At 47.1% G+C, this 18,265-nt stretch carries 6 protein-coding genes and 1 pseudogene; 3 read left to right on the top strand and 4 right to left on the bottom strand.

The annotated features are described in order from the left end of the window. Positions 1–83 precede the first annotated feature (83 nt). On the top strand, positions 84–10,001 hold the full coding sequence (locus QUB70_RS23775; protein ID WP_332983820.1) for a CHAT domain-containing protein: 9,918 nt from the start codon (positions 84–86) through the stop codon (positions 9,999–10,001). Between the two features lie 387 nt (positions 10,002–10,388). On the opposite strand, the gene QUB70_RS23770 is transcribed toward QUB70_RS23775, so the two are convergent. The 4 genes from QUB70_RS23770 to QUB70_RS23755 all read right to left on the bottom strand — a co-directional run bounded on the left by QUB70_RS23770 (position 10,389) and on the right by QUB70_RS23755 (position 15,841). After that, positions 10,389–10,817, bottom strand: coding sequence for a hypothetical protein (locus QUB70_RS23770; protein WP_332983818.1), 429 nt, complete (start codon positions 10,815–10,817; stop codon positions 10,389–10,391). A 371-nt stretch (positions 10,818–11,188) separates the two neighbouring features. Then, positions 11,189–13,408: an NAD-dependent DNA ligase LigA gene (gene ligA, locus QUB70_RS23765; protein ID WP_332983816.1), complete on the bottom strand. Its 2,220-nt coding sequence runs from the start codon at positions 13,406–13,408 to the stop codon at positions 11,189–11,191. Positions 13,409–13,523: 115 nt separating this feature from the next. After that, positions 13,524–14,588: a vWA domain-containing protein gene (locus tag QUB70_RS23760; RefSeq protein WP_332983814.1), complete on the bottom strand. Its 1,065-nt coding sequence runs from the start codon at positions 14,586–14,588 to the stop codon at positions 13,524–13,526. 272 nt (positions 14,589–14,860) lie between these two features. After that, positions 14,861–15,841: an Npun_R2479 family HD domain-containing metalloprotein gene (locus QUB70_RS23755; RefSeq protein WP_332983813.1), complete on the bottom strand. Its 981-nt coding sequence runs from the start codon at positions 15,839–15,841 to the stop codon at positions 14,861–14,863. Positions 15,842–16,118: 277 nt separating this feature from the next. Between QUB70_RS23755 and QUB70_RS23750 the strand changes: the two genes are divergently transcribed. After that, positions 16,119–17,867 carry an alpha/beta hydrolase gene (locus QUB70_RS23750; RefSeq protein WP_332983832.1) on the top strand — a complete coding sequence of 583 codons (1,749 nt, stop codon included), beginning with the start codon at positions 16,119–16,121 and terminating at the stop codon, positions 17,865–17,867. Between the two features lie 195 nt (positions 17,868–18,062). Next, a pseudogene (locus QUB70_RS23745) lies at positions 18,063–18,265 on the top strand (photosystem II q(b) protein); the annotation flags it as partial.

Raw genomic sequence — 18,265 nt, 5'->3', positions numbered from 1 at the left:
GGGCGATCTTATTGACATGAGGAGTTTTCAAGAGTAAAAATAGGATAGATACGATCGCACTTTAAGCACAATCTTTAAAAACAATGACAGCCAACAGACTGCATTTACTCGGATGGTTATTCATCGTTGGCTGGCTGAGTGCAGCGGCGGGTTCGGCTTCCTCACAACCCATCGCCCCCGCAGCGGACGGCACTAACACAGTTGTTACTCCCAACGGCAACCGCTACGACATTTCCGGGGGGTCTTTCAGCGGAGATCGGGCTAATCTTTTTCATAGTTTTACTCAGTTTGGTCTTAGCGAAGGTCAAACGGCTAACTTTTTAACTAATCCCAATATTCAAAATATTCTGGGGCGGATTACTGGGGGAAATCCTTCTTTAATCAATGGCTTAATTCAAGTTACGGGAGGCAATTCCAATTTATTTTTGATGAATCCTGCCGGCATAATTTTCGGGCCGAATGCCAGTCTCAACGTGCCTGGATCTTTTAATGCTACTACGGCGACAGGGATTGGTTTTGGGAACAATCAGTGGTTTAGCGCGATCGGCAATAACAATTGGGCAACATTAATCGGGACACCGAATAGTTTTGCGTTTACAAATTTGCCAGGGGGAAGTATTGTTAATGCAGGCAATTTGACGGTGGCATCAGGTCAAAGTTTAACTTTGCTCGGCGGTACGGTTGTCAATACGGGTCAGTTAACTGCGCCTAGCGGCACTATTCTCATCAGCGCCGTACCCGGTAACAATTTGGTGCGGATCGGTCAAGCGGGAAATTTATTGAGCTTGGAAATTGGGCCGACAGCAACTCAAAGCTCGCTGCCGAACAATTGGACGCAGCCAGTGTTATCTTTGCCGGAGTTGCTGACTGGAAAAGGTGCGGCACAGGCAACAGGTTTGACGGTAAATCCGAATGGTGAAGTTGTGTTGACGGAGAATGTTGCTGTGCCGGTAACTGCGGGAACTGCGATCGCATCCGGCAGTATCAACGTCTCTGGCAACACTGGCGGCAACGTTAACATCTTGGGTGAAAAAGTAGGTGTTATTGGCGGTAATATCGATGCTTCTGGGATTAACGGCGGCGGTAATGTACTGATTGGGGGAGATTATCAGGGTTTGGGGACGGTGCCCAATGCTGCGCGGACTTTTGTGAGCAGCGACTCGACAATTAATGCAGATGCTATTAGTAATGGGAATGGCGGGCGAGTGATAGTTTGGGCTGATGAAACTACTCGCTTTAATGGCAATATTACGGCCAGAGGTGGCTTGTTTTCTGGGAATGGCGGCTTTGTGGAGGTGTCGGGAAAGCAATCGCTCGATTTTCAAGGGTTGGTGGATTTGCGATCGACCTTTGGCATGGCTGGAACCTTATTATTAGATCCTACTGATATTACTATTAGTACAGGTGCGGATGCAGGCGGTACTTTAGCAGGGGGAGCATTTACGCCCTCGGCGGGTACTTCTACAATTAATAATGGGACGCTGCAAACACAGCTAGGTTTGGGAAATGTGACTATTTCCACTGCGTCGGGTTTTCCGAGCCAAGGCGATATTACAGTCAGCGCTCCCGTTGGTTGGAATAATAGTAATTCTCTGACGCTGAATGCTAATAACAGCATACTTGTTAACAAAAATATCACCGCTAACGGCGGCAGTATCACCCTGAATGCAGATGTAGATGGCAGTGGTGCAGGGGCGATCGCCATTACCAATGCTATCATCAACTCCAACGGCGGCAACATCATTTTAGGAGGCGGCACCAACCCGTCAAATTTCCCAGCAGTAGGGACAGCGGCAAATCCCATCGGAGTCGATCTCACCGGTTCCACCCTCAGTGCCGGGACTGGAAATATTTCTATTAGAGGTCAAGGACTGGCTGGAGTCAGTTTCAATGACGGCATTTCTCTTTCTAACAGCGGAATCACGACGGCTGGGACTGGAAGTATTACTCTCAATGGTACTGGCGGTAATGCAACTGGAAACAAAAACAAGGGGATTAACATTATTACCAGTACAGTGGAATCGATCGGGACAGGAAGTATTACATTCAACGGTACTGGCGGAAACGGGACATTTAATAATCAAGGGATATCTATTGACAGCAGTACAGTACAGGCTGGGGGAAATATAAACCTGGCTGGTAACGGTGCTGGAACTTTAACCCAAAACACCGGCGTTAGAATAACCAACTCTACGGTGCAGTCAACGACGGGGAACGGAACTGTCACCATCACCGGGACGGGGGGAAATGGGACGGATAACAATGAAGGGATAAATATTGATAATCCCAGCACTGTAAAATCGCAGAATGGAGATATCATCCTGACTGGAACAGGTAACGGTAGCGCGGGCAACAACAGGGGCATTTTGAGTTCAGGGGTGGTGGAGTCCACAGGCACCGGGAATGTGACTCTCAGCGGTGTTGGCGGCAATGGGACTGATGGCAATCAAGGGATACAAGTTGGGGGTGGCGCTGTGAGAACGCTCTCTGGAAATGTTAGTTTGACTGGTACAGGCGGTGGGGCTGGGACTATCAACGAGGGTATATATGTAGATAGTGGCGCTACAGTCCAAACCGCAGGCGTGGGAAAAGTGACGTTGACGGGGACGGGGGGTGCAGGGACGGGCACTAATTCAGGGATATGGCTCAACTCAGGCACTGTAAAATCGCAGGATGGAGATATTGCTTTAATTGGTACCGGTGTTGGGACATCAACTAGCAACGACGGCATTTACTTCGGCACGGGCACGCCGGTAACGGTGCAAGCTACGGGAACGGGTAATATTAGCCTCACGGGAAAGGCTAACAACAATTCTATTCCAATTAACCTAACCGGCGGTGTGATTGACGCGGCTTTAGGCGGCAATGTCACTTTGACGGGCGATGAAATTCAACTGTTAGGGACGACTCAAGTCAATGGCAAGGGTACTATTACTTTACAGCCGCTGACACCGAGTTTAGGTGTTCTCATAGGCGGTACTCAGAATAACCCTGACGTTCCTCCTTTGAATCTGATTCAGGCGGAACTCGACACGTTAAAAGGGTTTTCCCAAATGGCGATTGGGCGGACGGATGGGACGGGGGCGATCGCTCTTGACCCCGCTGGCGTTACTTTTAATAACCCCGTCACAATTCAAGATTCCACAATTGCAGTCAATGGAAACATTACAGGTAAAAACAACGCTTCAATTACTTTTAATGCTGCAACCACTAACTTAAATGCAAATATTGTCACCAACGAACAGAATATTACCTTTGGTGGCAAAGTCTCTCTCGCTGCGGGTTCTAATGTCACCCTCGATACTGGGTTAACGAATGCAGGTGACATTAATTTTGGGGGAACAGTTGACGGCGATGGCAACCTAGTTTTGAGTGCGGGAACAGGCGTTATTAATGTCAACGGGCCAATTGGGGAGACTACAGGTTTGCGTTCCCTGACAACAATCAATTCTTTCGATGTTAAGAATCCGATCGATTTTTCGATTGAAACTACAGGCAATATTACCGTTGGTAGTATGAGAAATCCCGGACGGGCGATCGCCCTTACCAGCACTAATGGCGATATTGATACGAGTGCAGGGGCGATCGATACCACATCCAGTACCGGAAATGGTGGGCAAATTACACTAAGTGCCAACAATATTAATGCTAGCAATCTTAACTCCAGTTCCACTGCTGGCAATGGCGGAAACATCACCCTCACGGGCAAAACAGGCAACATTTTTGCATACTCAGGAGTAGTTAATTCTAGTTCTAGTTCCGGTGCCGGTGGAGATATCGCGATCGCAACTCCCAATGAAGTTGGGATAAATAGCATTGATGGTAATGGATTGCCCGGTACGGGAAATATTAGCATTAGTGGCAATGAGATTGGCTTTTCGGGAGCAGGTTCCGCCCAGAGTAAAGGCACTTTTTCAATTGTGCCGTTTTCGCCGAATGTCGGAATCCGCTTCCAGGCTGGACTTGGTGACGATCCACAGGCGATCGATATAGGAGCACCGTTTTTATCCTCATTGCGTAATGGCTTTAGTGCCATTGTTTTCGGAGGGAACACTACTACAGGCAATATTACTGTAGAGAATTTGCCAGTATCTTTTGCAGATCCTGTGACTTTCAATACTCAAGGCACTATTTTTGTCAATCCCAATCAATCGATTTCGGGAACTGATAATGCTTCAATTACTCTGAATGCTACAACTAATAACTTAAATGGCAATATTACCACCCAATCTCAAGATATCACAATTAACGGCAATATCTTAGTTGGAGATAGTGTCTTAGTCAGCAATGGCAATTCAGCAGGTGGCAATATTCTGTTTAACAATAACATTGATGGCAGCGGCAATCTCACTGTAGAAACAGGTACAGTAAACTTTTCAGTTAAATCGGCAATAGGCAATACTACACCATTAGGAAATATCACCGTCAATAGTGCTGGTACAGCTACCTTTAATGCTGTCACGGCTACCAGTTTCACCACTAATGTTGGTGGCAAAACAGAACTAAATGGCAATGTGACAACCACAGGCACTCAAATCTACGGAGATGCAGTGACAATTGCCAACAATCCGCTTATTTCAGGCAGCGACATTACTTTCAATAATACTGTAGACGGCACCAGCGATTTGACGGCGAAGGCTATTAGCGGTAATGTGACATTCAACGGTGCAGTTGGCAATACCACAGCATTAGGAAATATTACCGCTAACTCTACAGGAACAACCGCATTTAATCAAACAGTCAATGCCGCAAGTTTAACCACAGATGCTGCTGGCACAACTACACTTAATGGCGATGTCACGACAACCGGCAGTCAAACTTATGCAGATGCAGTGACAATTGCCAACAATCCGATTCTTTCAGGTGACAGCATTACTTTCGATAATACTGTAGACGGCACCAGCGATTTGACGGCGAAGGCTATTAGCGGTAATGTTACATTCAACGGTGCAGTTGGGAGTTTAAGTGCGATCGGCAATTTAACAGCTAATTCTACAGGAACAACCGCATTTAATCAAACAGTAAATGCCGCGAGTTTAACCACAGATGCTGCTGGCACAACTACACTTAATGGCGATGTCACGACAACCGGCAGTCAAACCTACGGAGATGCAGTGACAATTGCCAACAATCCGATTCTTTCAGGCAGCGACATTACTTTCGATAATACTGTAGACGGCACCAGCGATTTGACGGCGAAGGCTATTAGCGGTAATGTTACATTCAACGGTGCAGTTGGGAGTTTAAGTGCGATCGGCAATTTAACAGCTAATTCTACAGGAACAACCGCATTTAATCAAACAGTAAATGCCGCGAGTTTAACCACAGATGCTGCTGGCACAACTACACTTAATGGCGATGTCACGACAACCGGCAGTCAAACCTACGGAGATGCAGTGACAATTGCCAACAATCCGATTCTTTCAGGCAGCGACATTACTTTCGATAATACTGTAGACGGCACCAGCGATTTGACGGCGAACGCGGTGAGCGGTAATGTTACATTTAACGGTGCAGTTGGTGCTGCAAGTGCGATCGGCAATTTAACAGTTAACTCTACAGGAACAACTGCATTTAATCAAACAGTCAATGCCGCGAGTTTGACTACAGATGTTGGCGGCACAACTCAAGTCAAGGGAAATGTCACTACAACTGGCCCTCAAATCTACGGAGATGCAGTGACAATTGCCAACAATCCGATTCTTTCAGGTGACAGCATTACTTTCGATAATACTGTAGACGGCACCAGCGATTTGACGGCGAAGGCTATTAGCGGTAATGTTACATTCAACGGTGCAGTTGGGAGTTTAAGTGCGATCGGCAATTTAACAGCTAATTCTACAGGCACAACCGCATTTAATCAAACAGTCAATGCCGCAAGTTTAACCACAGATGCTGGCGGCACAACTCAAGTGAAGGGAAATGTCACGACAACCGGCAGTCAAATCTACGGAGATGCAGTGACAATTGCCAACAATCCGATTCTTTCAGGTGACAGCATTACTTTTAACGATACAGTGAACGGTAGCAGCGATTTGACTGTGAAAGCGGCTAGCGGTAATATTACCTTCACAAGTGCGATCGGCGAAACAACTCCTCTCACTAATTTAACTGCCAACAGCAAGATTTCTTTAGGCGGCAATGTCACTACAACAGGCAGTCAAACTTATGCAGATGCTGTCACTGTTGCCAAAAACTCGGTTCTTTCAGGCAGCGACATTACTTTCAACAATACAGTTGACGTAGCTGGCAATCTCGGTATTTCTGCTGACAATGTTAATCTCAAAGGAACTGTAACAACCACCAATGGTGGCACGCTTACAATTGCCAATAAGGTAAATCTGAATATTGAGACAAACTTGAATTTGGACGGTGCATTTATTCAAGATGGTGGGGGAACTGTTGCGGTTAGCGGAAATATCACCACAACTAATGATAACATTAGTTTTAGCGGGCCGGTGACATTAAAAGCTCCTGTAAATTTTACACTCGGAGATGCAACTATTGCTTTCGGTTCTAGTTTATCGGCAGGTAGTAACCCGCTGACTTTAACGGCAGGTGAAATTGATTTTTCTGGGAATGTTTCGGGTAGTGGCGTGCTAACGCTGCAACCCGCAACAGCAGGACAAAATATTGTTGTTGGCGGAACTGATAACAATACTAGCGCTTTAGATTTGACTGCATCGGAACTTAATTTGATTCAAAATGGATTTAGCTCGATCGCGATCGGGCGATCGGATAGCAGCGCCAATATTAGTATTCCCTCTAATCTCACATTTTTAGACCCAGTAAATATTCAAACGGGAACTGGTACGATCGCACTTGATGGCATTCTTACCGGCAATGACAACAGCAGCATTGCTCTCAACGCTTCCAAAATTAATTTAAATTATGGCATCAATACCAATAAAAATCCGATCGCCCTTAACGGCAATGTCCAACTCGGCAACGATATTAATCTCAGTACCGGCGGCGGAGATATTAAGATAACTGGTGCGATAGACGGCAATCATTTGTTGAACTTAGATGCCGCAAATGGTAATGTGCTGCTGCAAGGAAATATCGGCGAAACAACGCCATTATCTGTTTTGAATGTTACTGCATCGAATGCGGAAATTATCGGTAATGTTAAAAGCAGTTCTGGTTTTAATGTTGCGGCTGTCACTACTAAATTAGGCGGGAATGTTACGGCGAATAACGGCAATATTAATATTAGCAATGCTTTGGTTTTGACAAAGGATGCGGTATTTAGTACCGCAGGGGGAAATATTGCTTTTGGTGCGATCGACAGTGACAGCATTAATGCCCGCAACTTAACTCTAGCCTCCGGTAGCGGCAGCATAACTTTCAACGGTGCGGTGGGCGCCACTAGCAAGTTAGGAAATCTGGCGATCGAAAATGCTGGCAATGTGACAGGAAACTCGACAATTAACGCGCAACAATTGACAGCACAGAACGCGGAACAAGTCAATTTATCGGGAGATGTCACCGCCGGCAAAGTCGATATTACTGCCAAGGGCGATATAAGTGTTAAAAATATTACTACTAATGGCGGAGAAATTCTATTTACAAGCGGTAACAATTTCACAGCAGGGAATTTGAATACATCGGGAAATGTTGGCGCTAACATCACTGTTAAGGCGACAACTTCAATTACGGCGGGACAAATTAACTCTAGCGGTACAGTGGGAAATGCAGGCAATGTGTTCTTAGATCCGATCGGCGATATTCAAGTAGAGTTTATCAATGCCCAAGGCGGCACTAGCGGCACCGGCGGCGATGTCACAGCAATAACAGGCAATTTTTTCCGCGCTACAGGTGCTTTTTCAACACCTTTTTCGCCGACGGGATTTGCTAGCATTTCTACTGCTGGTGGCACAGGTAGCGGAAATATCGCAATTACACACGCTGGGGGAGATGGAGGGACGCCGATTCAACCGTTTGTGGTGGGAGATGCTGCTAGCAACGGTACGGCGGGTGCAATTACAACGGGACAATCTAGCATTACATCGCAGTCGTTTCCGCGTTCTAATAGTGTTGGTAATATTGCGTTTTCGACTGACGACGCGATCGACCCAACGCCAACTCCGACTCCAGTAGTAACTCCAACTCCGACTCCGAGTGTCACTCCGGTTGTCACTCCGACTCCGACTCCGAGTGTCACTCCAACTCCAGTAGTAACTCCGACTCCGACTCCGAGTGTCACTCCGACTCCAGTAGTAACTCCGACTCCGACTCCGAGTGTCACTCCGACTCCAGTAGTAACTCCAACTCCGACTCCGAGTGTCACTCCGACTCCGGTTGTCACTCCGACTCCGACTCCAAGTGTCACTCCGACTCCGGTTGTCACTCCAACTCCGACTCCAGTTGTCACTCCGACTCCGACTCCGAGTGTCACTCCGACTCCAGTTGTCACTCCAACTCCGACTCCGAGTGTCACTCCGACTCCGATCGCCGCGCAGCAAATAGAGTTAGTATCAGAATTAAATGCGATCGCTCCTACGGAAATACAAGAGCCCGCACCTGTGACAGCAGCCACCGCATCCGCATCGAAACCAGAATCCTCAACCTTTGATTCAGAAGACTTTCAACGCCCCAGAATTCCACCGCTAGACAATCCTGGCGGTGTAGCCGATCGAGTTTTAACCATCGATAGAAGTATCACCAGTCAATTACCCCCCGGCATCGTACAACCTTCATCACAAGAATCAACACAACCAACAGTCAACCCTACTTCTAATTTAGTTCTGGGATATGTTCCGTCTCCCGATCGACTTTTTGAAGGTAACGACATACAGGAAACACTCTGGGGAATCGAAGAAATCAGGAATCAAGAATTTGGAGAATACCTGGGGGTAAAAGCCAACCTCCCAGACCAAAAAGTCATGATTGCGACCTTCCAACAAACTTTAAAAAATATCGAACAGCAAACCGGCAAGCGGTCTGGTATTATCTACATAGTCTCGCGAGAAGATCGACTGGAACTAATTTTAGTTCCTCCCGTGGGGCGGCCAATTCACTACAGCGTTCCAGAAGCCAACAGAGCAGCTTTATTCCCCGCCGTCAAGGAGTTTCGCAATGAAATCACCAATCCCGCAAAACGCGCTACTACCACTTATCTAGCCGCCGCCCAGCAATTATATAAATGGGCGATCGCACCCCTAGAAAAAGACTTACAAAACTTAGGAATTCAGACTTTGTTGCTGTCAGTCGATCCGGGATTGCGGAGCCTGCCCTTTGCCGCTTTACACGACGGTAAAGGCTTCTTGATTGAAAAATACAGTTTTAGTCTAATTCCGAGTTTCAGCTTGATTGATAGCGATTATAAAGCAGTTAGAGACGCAACAGTGCTAGCAATGGGACGGTCAGAATTTGTGGATAAAAAGCCCTTGCCCAGTGTGCCGATCGAATTGCAGGCGATTTCGGCTCAGTGGCACGGGCCATCTTTCCTCAATTCCACTTTCACTTTAGATAATCTCAACTCGGAACACGCCAAGGGAGGATTTCGGATCGTTCACCTCGCCACCCACGCTGAATTCCAACCGGGAAAACCGAGCAATTCTTACATTGAAATGTGGAATTCTCAATTGCAGCTCGATCGCATGGAGAGTTTAAATTGGCGCAATCCGCAGGTAGACTTGTTAGTATTGAGTGCTTGCAGAACTGCTTTGGGCGATCGGGAAGCAGAGTTAGGTTTTGGAGGTTTAGCAGTAAAATCCGGCGCAAAATCTGCTTTAGGGAGTTTGTGGTATGTTGACGATGGAGGAACTTTGGGGCTGATGAGCGAATTTTACCACCAGTTGCGAGGAGCCGCAATAAAGGCAGAAACTTTGCAACTTGCTCAACAGGCGATGATTGCTCGTAAAGTTCGGATCGAAAACGGGCAGTTAGTGACAACAGCGGGCAACTTGAATTTACCGACTAACCTACAACAAGAAAACCAAGATTTTTCTCATCCTTATTACTGGAGCAGTTTCACTCTAATTGGAAGTCCTTGGTAAGCTGCCATACTTTAGCTCGTGTTGGGTAAAATTAACCATTAGACCTCTTGCAAAAATAACTAGGACGGGCAAGATGCCCATCCCACAAAATTTTTTTTCTTGTGGAATGGGCATCTTGCCCGTTCCAAAATTTGATTAAAAGAATTTTTGCAAGAGGTCTATTCTAGGTGGTAATGAGGACTAAAGTATAAGCGAGTTTTATGAGGAATTGAGTCCTCACTACTAAGAGGTTTGATGATGGGTTGTGATGAGCAATTAATTAAATTTTAGATTTTAAATACAACCCCACAGATGAATCTGGGGGCTTGAACGAACGTCCAAACTTTTTTTCTCACCGCGACTCCTGTCGGGGATTGTATCCGTCTTTCGGTCAGAGAGAGTCAAAAATTATTTGAAAAGAGCAGCCCTGGGTCCAAGCTGTTTCAAATTAGGTGTCGCAGTTCCGTAATTGACTCGACAGCCGATATTGAACAAACTCGAACTGCACTCAAGAGGGACAATCTGCTGGTCGAGGAGGGCGCTGCAACTGACATACTCGTCGTTATTAGTATCTCTTACCATACATTCGATCGCTCTAGCGCCCGATCGAGCCGCCCAACTCTTCATACCTGCCACTGCAATCATATGCTGCCAGTAGAAAGCAAATAGCAAAACTCCCAAAAGTACAGCAACGGCTAATCCTGCTTTCAACTTCCAACTATTTAGGACGTTTCCCAAACTATTTTTCACGTTTTCCACTCCCGAAATTGAGCTTTCGGTAGTTATTTCTGGAGTTGTCAAGTTTGTTTGTGTTTGTTCTGTTGGAATTTCCGACATAATGTATCTCCTGTGATTGCGGGGACTTGCCTAAGCTTGCAGTTACGAGCTATCGCGGTCGATCGTTCTTGCAGACTTTATCAAATTTTAGCAAAACTAGCCTGTCCCGACAACCGATTCCCCCAGCACCGCCGGGGAAGTATGTATATTGACGGAGTGCGATCGCGATTTCTATTCCTTTTGAGGTATTGCGCAATTCGCGTTAGCGGAGCCCTCGAAGAGGATCGGCTATTTTGCACCTAGCGCAATAGAATTGTTGGCGATGTTCTTTGAAAACTGCCAAAGTGAATCAGCTTTTTTTTGCGAACCGCAGAGGCCGCAGAGGGCGCAGAGAAAGAGCAAAGAGAGATATATTGACTTTCACCAATCATTTATGGTTTCGATAGCAGTTCTAAAAGCTCAGCTTCCGAAAGTATTTCGATTCCCAAAGCTTGAGCTTTTTCCAACTTAGAACCCGCATCTTCTCCCACAACCACATAATCAGTTTTAGCACTCACGGAACTTGTGACTTTACCTCCTGCTTTTTGAATCAAATCTTTAGCTTCATCTCGTTTTAAAGTGGGCAAAGTTCCCGTAAGTACAAATGTTTTGCCAGCCAATTGTAAATTTTTGCCTGCTGAATTCTGAGTTTTAACTTCTGACTGCAATTGCAATCCCGCAGTTTTTAACCGTGCAATTAAACTTTGATTTGCCGGAACTCGAAACCACTGATAAACCGATTGAGCAATTTCCGGCCCGATGCCGTAAACGCCCTCAATCGCTGCCGCCGATACCGCTACTAACTCTTCCACATTTGCAAACCTTTCTGTCAGCAATTGAGCGTTGACGCTGCCGACGTGGCGGATGCCCAAACCGTAAAGTACCCGCGAATAAGGTTGATTTTTCGATTGGGCGATCGCACTTACCAATTTTTCGGCCAACTTCTTGCCCATACGTTCCAAACTCATCAATCTTTCCGCAGTCAAATCATACAAATCCGCCGCAGAATTTAGCAGATTGCTATCAACCATCTGCTGCACCAACTTTTCCCCAACACCGTTAATATCAAGAGCATCCCGGCTGCAAAAATGAATCAGCGAACCCCTCAAAATCGCCGGACAAGATGTATTGATGCAGCGAGTAACGGCCTCCCCTTTTTCACGAACTACAGGCTGCGCGCATTCGGGACAGCAGCTAGGCATTTGGAAAAGTTGAGCATTTTGGGGGCGAAGTTCCGGCAAAACTCGCACAACTTCTGGTATAATTTCTCCAGCTTTTCTGACGATCGCAGTATCGCCAATGTGGAGATTTAGCTCGGAAAGTCGATCGCTGTTGTGGAGAGAAGCCCGCGAAACCGTCGTTCCAGCCAACTGCACCGGTTTGAGTTCCGCAACTGGAGTCAGAGCCCCGGTTCTCCCTACTTGCACGGTGACAGCTTCCACAATTGTAGGCACTTCGGCCGCGGGATACTTCAGGGCGATCGCCCAACGCGGAAACTTCCGAGTAAAACCAAGTTGTCGTTGCAGCAAGACCGAATTAATCTTAACAACAACCCCATCCGTCATGTAAGGCAAATTCCGCCGTTCAGTATCCCAATATTCGTAATACTCGCGAACCTCCTCCAAAGCATAGCAAATTTTGCGATCGGGATTCACCTTAAACCCCATTCCTTGCAACAATTCCAACGATTCCCACTGCTTTTTACCCTCGTTACCCTCATCAAAATGCAAAGTATAAGCAAAGAAATCTAACTTTCGCTTATCCACAATTTTAGCATCCAACTGTCGCAGCGTACCCGCCGCAGCATTGCGAGGATTAGCAAACAATTGTTCCCCCGCTTTTTCCCGTTCCCGATTAATTTCCTCAAACACAGCTAAGGACAAAAAAGCTTCTCCCCGCACTTCTACAATCGGTGGCGGATTATCTAAATTAAGCTTTAAAGGAATCGAGCGAATAGTCTTGACATTTTGAGTAATGTCCTCTCCTGAAATGCCGTCTCCCCGCGTCGCACCGCGAACTAAAACCCCATTTTCATAGGTTAACGCTAAAGCAGAACCGTCAATTTTTAACTCGCAAACATAGGAAACCCCCCCCAACCCCCCCTTGCTAAGGGGGGGAGTAATTTCTTTGTTTTTCTCGTTGCTAAGAGGAGGTAAAATTCCATCTTGTCCCCCCCCTTGACAAGGGGGGGTTAGGGGGGGTGCATTTCCATCTTTAGAAGGCGTAATTCCCTCTTGTCCCCCCCCTTGATAAGGGGGGGTTAGGGGGGGTGCATTTCCCCCTTGACCGGGGGTTAGGGGGGGTGCTACCCTTTGCCAGCGTTCCTGCCATTTAGCAAATTCCTCAAAATTAAAAGCATTTTCCAAACTGTAGAGAGGAATATTGTGCTTGACGCTAAAAAATTGAGTAGCAGGCTGTTCTCCGACCCGCTGAGTCGGGCTTTCGGCAGTAATTAATTCCGGATAATCTGATTCTAAGTCTTGCAACTGGCGATAAAGGCGATCGTACACCTCATCTGGCATAGTCGGCGCATCGAGAACATAATAAGCATAGCTAGCCTGCTGTAGCTGCTGCCTCAACTGTTTAATTTGCTGTTCAATTTCGGGTTGCATATTAATTTAAAAGTGTATATTTTTTAACCGCAGATGTATAGGATAAACACAGACAATAGAAATTTTAGCATTATCTGCATGGATCTGCGGTTGTAGTTTGGACTTTTAAGATTGATTAACGATCCCAATCTTCAACTTCATAAAGGAAACGACTTCCACCCATCAGCTTGCGATTTGCCGAGGTACTTTGCACAAAAACCGCATACTTTTCTAGATTGCTCGGTTTGATGCGAACAGTCTCGCCCATTGGCAAACCCAACATTTCTCGCGCGGCTTCTCCTTCAAACAAATCCCCTGTCGAACGTTCCATCAGCACAATTTCTTTCTTACCTTGGATAGTTTCTGTTTTAGTAAACTCATAAAACCCGCGCCCGGTTTTAAAAGCCAAACCATTCTCTAAAACAAAAGCTTTAATTGAAATCTCGCTGTCTACTTCTAAAATCTGAAATCTCCCCGGTTTTACGGCTCGCAATTGGGCAGATTCGTAAACAGCGGCGCTTTCCCGCTTCAGCATGGTATCAAACATCTTGTTTAATCCCCGATTCATGCGACCTTCACTGACAACTTCTTGTTCGTAAGCTTGTAGTTGTTCGTTAGATGACTGTTGGTAACAAACTGCTAAAAAGAAATCTGTGATGTAGGAAAATTGGTCGAGATTGAGGTGAAAACCGCCAGATTTTTCGGCTATTTCTTTGTAAAATAAAGTAGCGTGCTGGCGGTTGAGAGCTTGGATGCCGTAAACGGTAATCCCCATCTGTGCTAACTTATCTACTTCCTGACGCCAGTTAAGTTTTTGAGGAGTTTGAGCGGGTGCGTGCGGGATGTCGTCGCCGATTAGTACCAATGTTTTAGAATTAGTTGGAGTCCAAGAAAGTGACTGAGCTTCGTGCAAGACTAATTCATAACATTCTGGAGCATCGCCACCGCCAGTTGGCTCTACATTTTGAACAAAATTGCAAATCGTGCCGACATCGCCCGACAAATCGAGGTGTTTAGTGACGTAAGTGCTGTCAGCGTCGCAATAGTCGCCGTGGGCAATAATGCCAATGCGAATGCCAGGAATTTCATCGAGCAGTCTCGTTACCGTCTCTTTAATTTTCCGACGAACTTGCGTCAAGCAAGGATACATACTGCCAGTTGTATCAAAGCTAAAAACGACTTCTATGTTGTTGGTTGCCATGACCTACATCTCCCTAACAAACAAGGATTTATTACAGGACTAAGTAATGCCAACTGGCACAATTAGTAAGGTGCGTCAGAACTGGAAACCCTCGATAATCGTTTCTTAACTTCGTCTGACGCACCCTACAATTCGATTTGAGTGTGACACGCGTGCCTTAGTCCTGTATTAGCTATATTATATCAAAAAAAGCAACTCAGCAACTAGGTTAAAATATTTTAACCTAGTTGCTGAGTCGCTCGATTGGCTTCAGTGCAAGGCTGGTTACTCAATCACAAATTTAGGTCGGGAAACTCCGTAAATTTATTGCGATCTCCGGACATGGAAGGTTGAAGATTCTCACTATCTTTTTCGCCCTTCAAGTTGCCATTGGCGCGGGATTTTATTAATTCTTGAGCGTTTGTCTTGTTGAAAGCGATCGGTTCAGCGTGTTCTACCTGAAACACGTTAGCATAGAGGTTGGCAATAATTTGTTTGCCTCCCTGGGTCAATTCCAAGTAGTTCAAAGCTGCTGGAATGTAGGGGAAAACTCCGTTCCAATAAAACTTGGCGTAATTTTGCCGCAAATCTCCTGGAGACTTGTAGCCCAAGATTTTATTAGTGCCGACTTCCTCAAATTCGTAGAACAGGGAACTTATTTTTCGCAGGTAATTGGGATCGCTCAACTGACCGATCAAATCGGCGGCCCTAGCGAGTCCAGAATAATTGTTTCTGTCTTGATGAGTTTCGCTAGCAGGAACTGGGAAGCGAGTCAATTCAATATTGCGCTTGATTTGTTCGGCATCAATTAATGTGTGGCCGCCAAAGCGTTCGTCAATTACGAGTTTTCCTCGATCGACATGATAAGCAGTTAAACTGGCAGAAGTGGCGCCGATCGCCACAGAAACCATGCCCCCGTCAATCCCCGTAGCGTAGAGTCCCACAGCTTCTTGGTCTTGGCGGCAAACACCTTTCACGTAGCCGATATCGTGGCACAGCAGCGAAATCAGGTAGTGCAGCCAATCTTCCGGCGACACTCCCCCTTCGCGAATATGTTTGCCCCGGAGAATCTCTTGTCCCACCAAAGCCACGAGCATTGTGTGTTCCACATTGTGGTACAAAGCATCGCAGTTAGCGATATTTTCCAGAGCCATAGTCCCCGCCCAGGCAATAATTTCAGGGTAGTCAGGCTTGTACTTGCCGTAGGTGCGGCGGTAGCCGGCCTGTAGCTCTTGCACAAAAGCGTCAATCAGGATAGCAGTTGCATTGAACATAATAAATTCTCTCACTCAGACTGTAGTTACAAACTCGATCGAAAATATCTTGCATAGCTGAAAAAATAATCAATGGGCATTCCAGTAGGTGTGACCCCTCGGCGTTGAATTTAAAATTTCAGCTAGTCTTCTCAGGTCAGAAAATTACTCTCAGGCTATGCTTCCCACCATAACCTAATTTCCCAAGCAACAGATCGATTTTTCGTCATTAAATCTTGGCGAAACAATTTACATCGTTTCACCGACTAATTAATTAGAAGTCCTAGGTGTGAAAGTTATGAACTGTCTGTTTCCGAGTCTCTCTACTGCTGCCATTCGCACTCGGCGGTCGATCGCCCCAAAATACCTAGGATTGTTTGCATTCACGGCTGTTTGCACCGCCGCACCAGCTTGGGGAGCAGAACGAATTTACGTAACTTACGGGCCGCTAGAAGAATCAGTTCCCATCGAATCCCTGGCACTCTTCGCCAAAGAAGGCAAAATAGACTCGAACTTGGACGGCTTCGCTCAGTACGCCAACAAAGCACAGCTAGCGGAGATTCGCAGCGCCCTGCAAGCGAAAGCTGAAATCAGCAACGTGACGATCGCCCAATTCCTCTACACGCCTCAAGGAGAAGTGCTGCTGAAACGCTTGGGCCGAGTAATTCAAACCAAAGCTCGGCAGCCCGGATTTTATGCCATCCGAGCCGCCCTGATTTTAGCAGCCTCAGATTCAGAAGGTCTGACAATTCTCAACGTGCTGCGGAAATTCCCCACTTACGGCATCAGGATTGACATCGCCCGCGGCTTGGATATCGCCGACAAACTGACATCGCTGATCAACCGTTCCAATCAGGCGATCGCCGGAGTCGCCCAGTTGTCGGAAGCAGAAGCAGCCTCAGAACCTGCCATACCGCCCGCCGAAATGCAGCAGCCCCAGCTACCGGGCCCCTATACTTGGAAAAAATCCTCGGTAACTGTGACGAGTCCAAATCGCCCTCGCACCTTTGATATGGACATTTACCTGCCGCAGGGCAGCCCGCAACCGGCCCCTGTCGTAGTAATTTCCCACGGTTTAGGTTCCGATCGCATTTCCTTCCAGTATTTAGCCAAACACCTAGCCTCCTACGGCTTTGCCGTCGCCGTCCCCGAACACCCAGGCAGCAACGCCCAACAAATCCAAAACTTAGTAACAGGCAGAGCCAAGGATGTAGCAGAACCAGCAGAATTTGTCAACCGCCCCCTCGACATCAAAGACCTTCTGGATTATTTAACCAAACTTTCTATAACCGATCCGACTTACCAAGGGCAGCTCGACTTGCAGCGAGTGGGCGTCATCGGCCAGTCTTTCGGCGGCTATACGGCTTTAGCATTAGCCGGGGCGGGGATTAATTTTGCACAGCTAGACCAAGATTGCCGGCTCGACGAAAACGACACTTGGAACCTCTCCCTGCTGTTGCAGTGCGGCGCCCGGGGCCTAGAGCGCAACCAGTACAATTTCGGCGACCCGCGCGTCAAAGCTGCGATCGCCGTCAACCCGATCGTCAGCAGCATTCTCGGCGAAACAAACCTCAGCCAAATCAAAATCCCAGTCATGGTAGTCGCAGGCAGCGCCGATACAGTCGCCCCAGCTTTGCTCGAACAAATTCAACCGTTCACTTGGCTGACATCGCCCAACAAATATCTGGTACTGATGAACAACGGGACTCACTTCTCAACGATCGAGGACTCGCCTCAAAGCGTATTTCTGCCACCACCACAGGTCATCGGGCCCGAACCTGCTTTAGCCCGCCGCTACCTCAGCGGACTCAGCCTAGCTTTCATGGAAAGCTATTTGAACAACAAATCAAATTTCCGCCCGTATTTGGAGCCATCCTACGCTTTAAGCATTTCCCGAGACACTCTCGGACTGAGAATTTTGCGATCGCTCACCCCGCAGCAACTCCAGCAGTTCAGCAGTGCTCCACCTCCTCGCAGGCCGGTCTCTCCACCTACCCTCGCTCCTGTTCCTCTACCTTCTCCACTTCCCATCGCTCCCGTTCGTTAGGGTTGAGGTGCGCCGCGCGTGCAGGCTGGCATATCTTTTCGCGCGCGGGCGATCGCCCATCTGTCCTTTCATCAGCTTTCCTAATCGCAGTCATCAGTTTAACTGTCGTTACACCCCTTTACAAACCTTAACAATACCGTTAATAATAGAAACATCATCCGAACATTGACAACCAAATACAGCAATCATAAAACCATGACAACAACCTTACAGCAGCGCGAAAGCGCCAACGTCTGGGAACGCTTTTGTGAATGGGTCACAAGCACAGACAACCGTATTTATATCGGTTGGTTCGGCGTCTTGATGATTCCAACACTCTTGAGCGCCACCATCTGCTACATCATCGCCTTCATCGCTGCCCCTCCAGTGGACATCGACGGCATCCGCGAACCAGTAGC

It is taken from the genome of Microcoleus sp. A003_D6, assembly GCF_036702825.1.
GTDB lineage: Bacteria > Cyanobacteriota > Cyanobacteriia > Cyanobacteriales > Microcoleaceae > Microcoleus.
Note: the sequence above shows the minus strand (reverse complement) of the source record. Positions and strands in the feature narration are given on the sequence as shown.

Excerpts from the sequence above, each read along its gene's own strand:
- QUB70_RS23775 (WP_332983820.1), top strand. The coding sequence starts at position 84 with ATGACAGCCAACAGACTGCATTTACTCGGATGGTTATTCATCGTTGGC.
- QUB70_RS23770 (WP_332983818.1), bottom strand. The coding sequence starts at position 10,817 with ATGTCGGAAATTCCAACAGAACAAACACAAACAAACTTGACAACTCCA.
- ligA (WP_332983816.1), bottom strand. The coding sequence starts at position 13,408 with ATGCAACCCGAAATTGAACAGCAAATTAAACAGTTGAGGCAGCAGCTA.
- QUB70_RS23760 (WP_332983814.1), bottom strand. The coding sequence starts at position 14,588 with ATGGCAACCAACAACATAGAAGTCGTTTTTAGCTTTGATACAACTGGC.
- QUB70_RS23755 (WP_332983813.1), bottom strand. The coding sequence starts at position 15,841 with ATGTTCAATGCAACTGCTATCCTGATTGACGCTTTTGTGCAAGAGCTA.
- QUB70_RS23750 (WP_332983832.1), top strand. The coding sequence starts at position 16,119 with ATGAACTGTCTGTTTCCGAGTCTCTCTACTGCTGCCATTCGCACTCGG.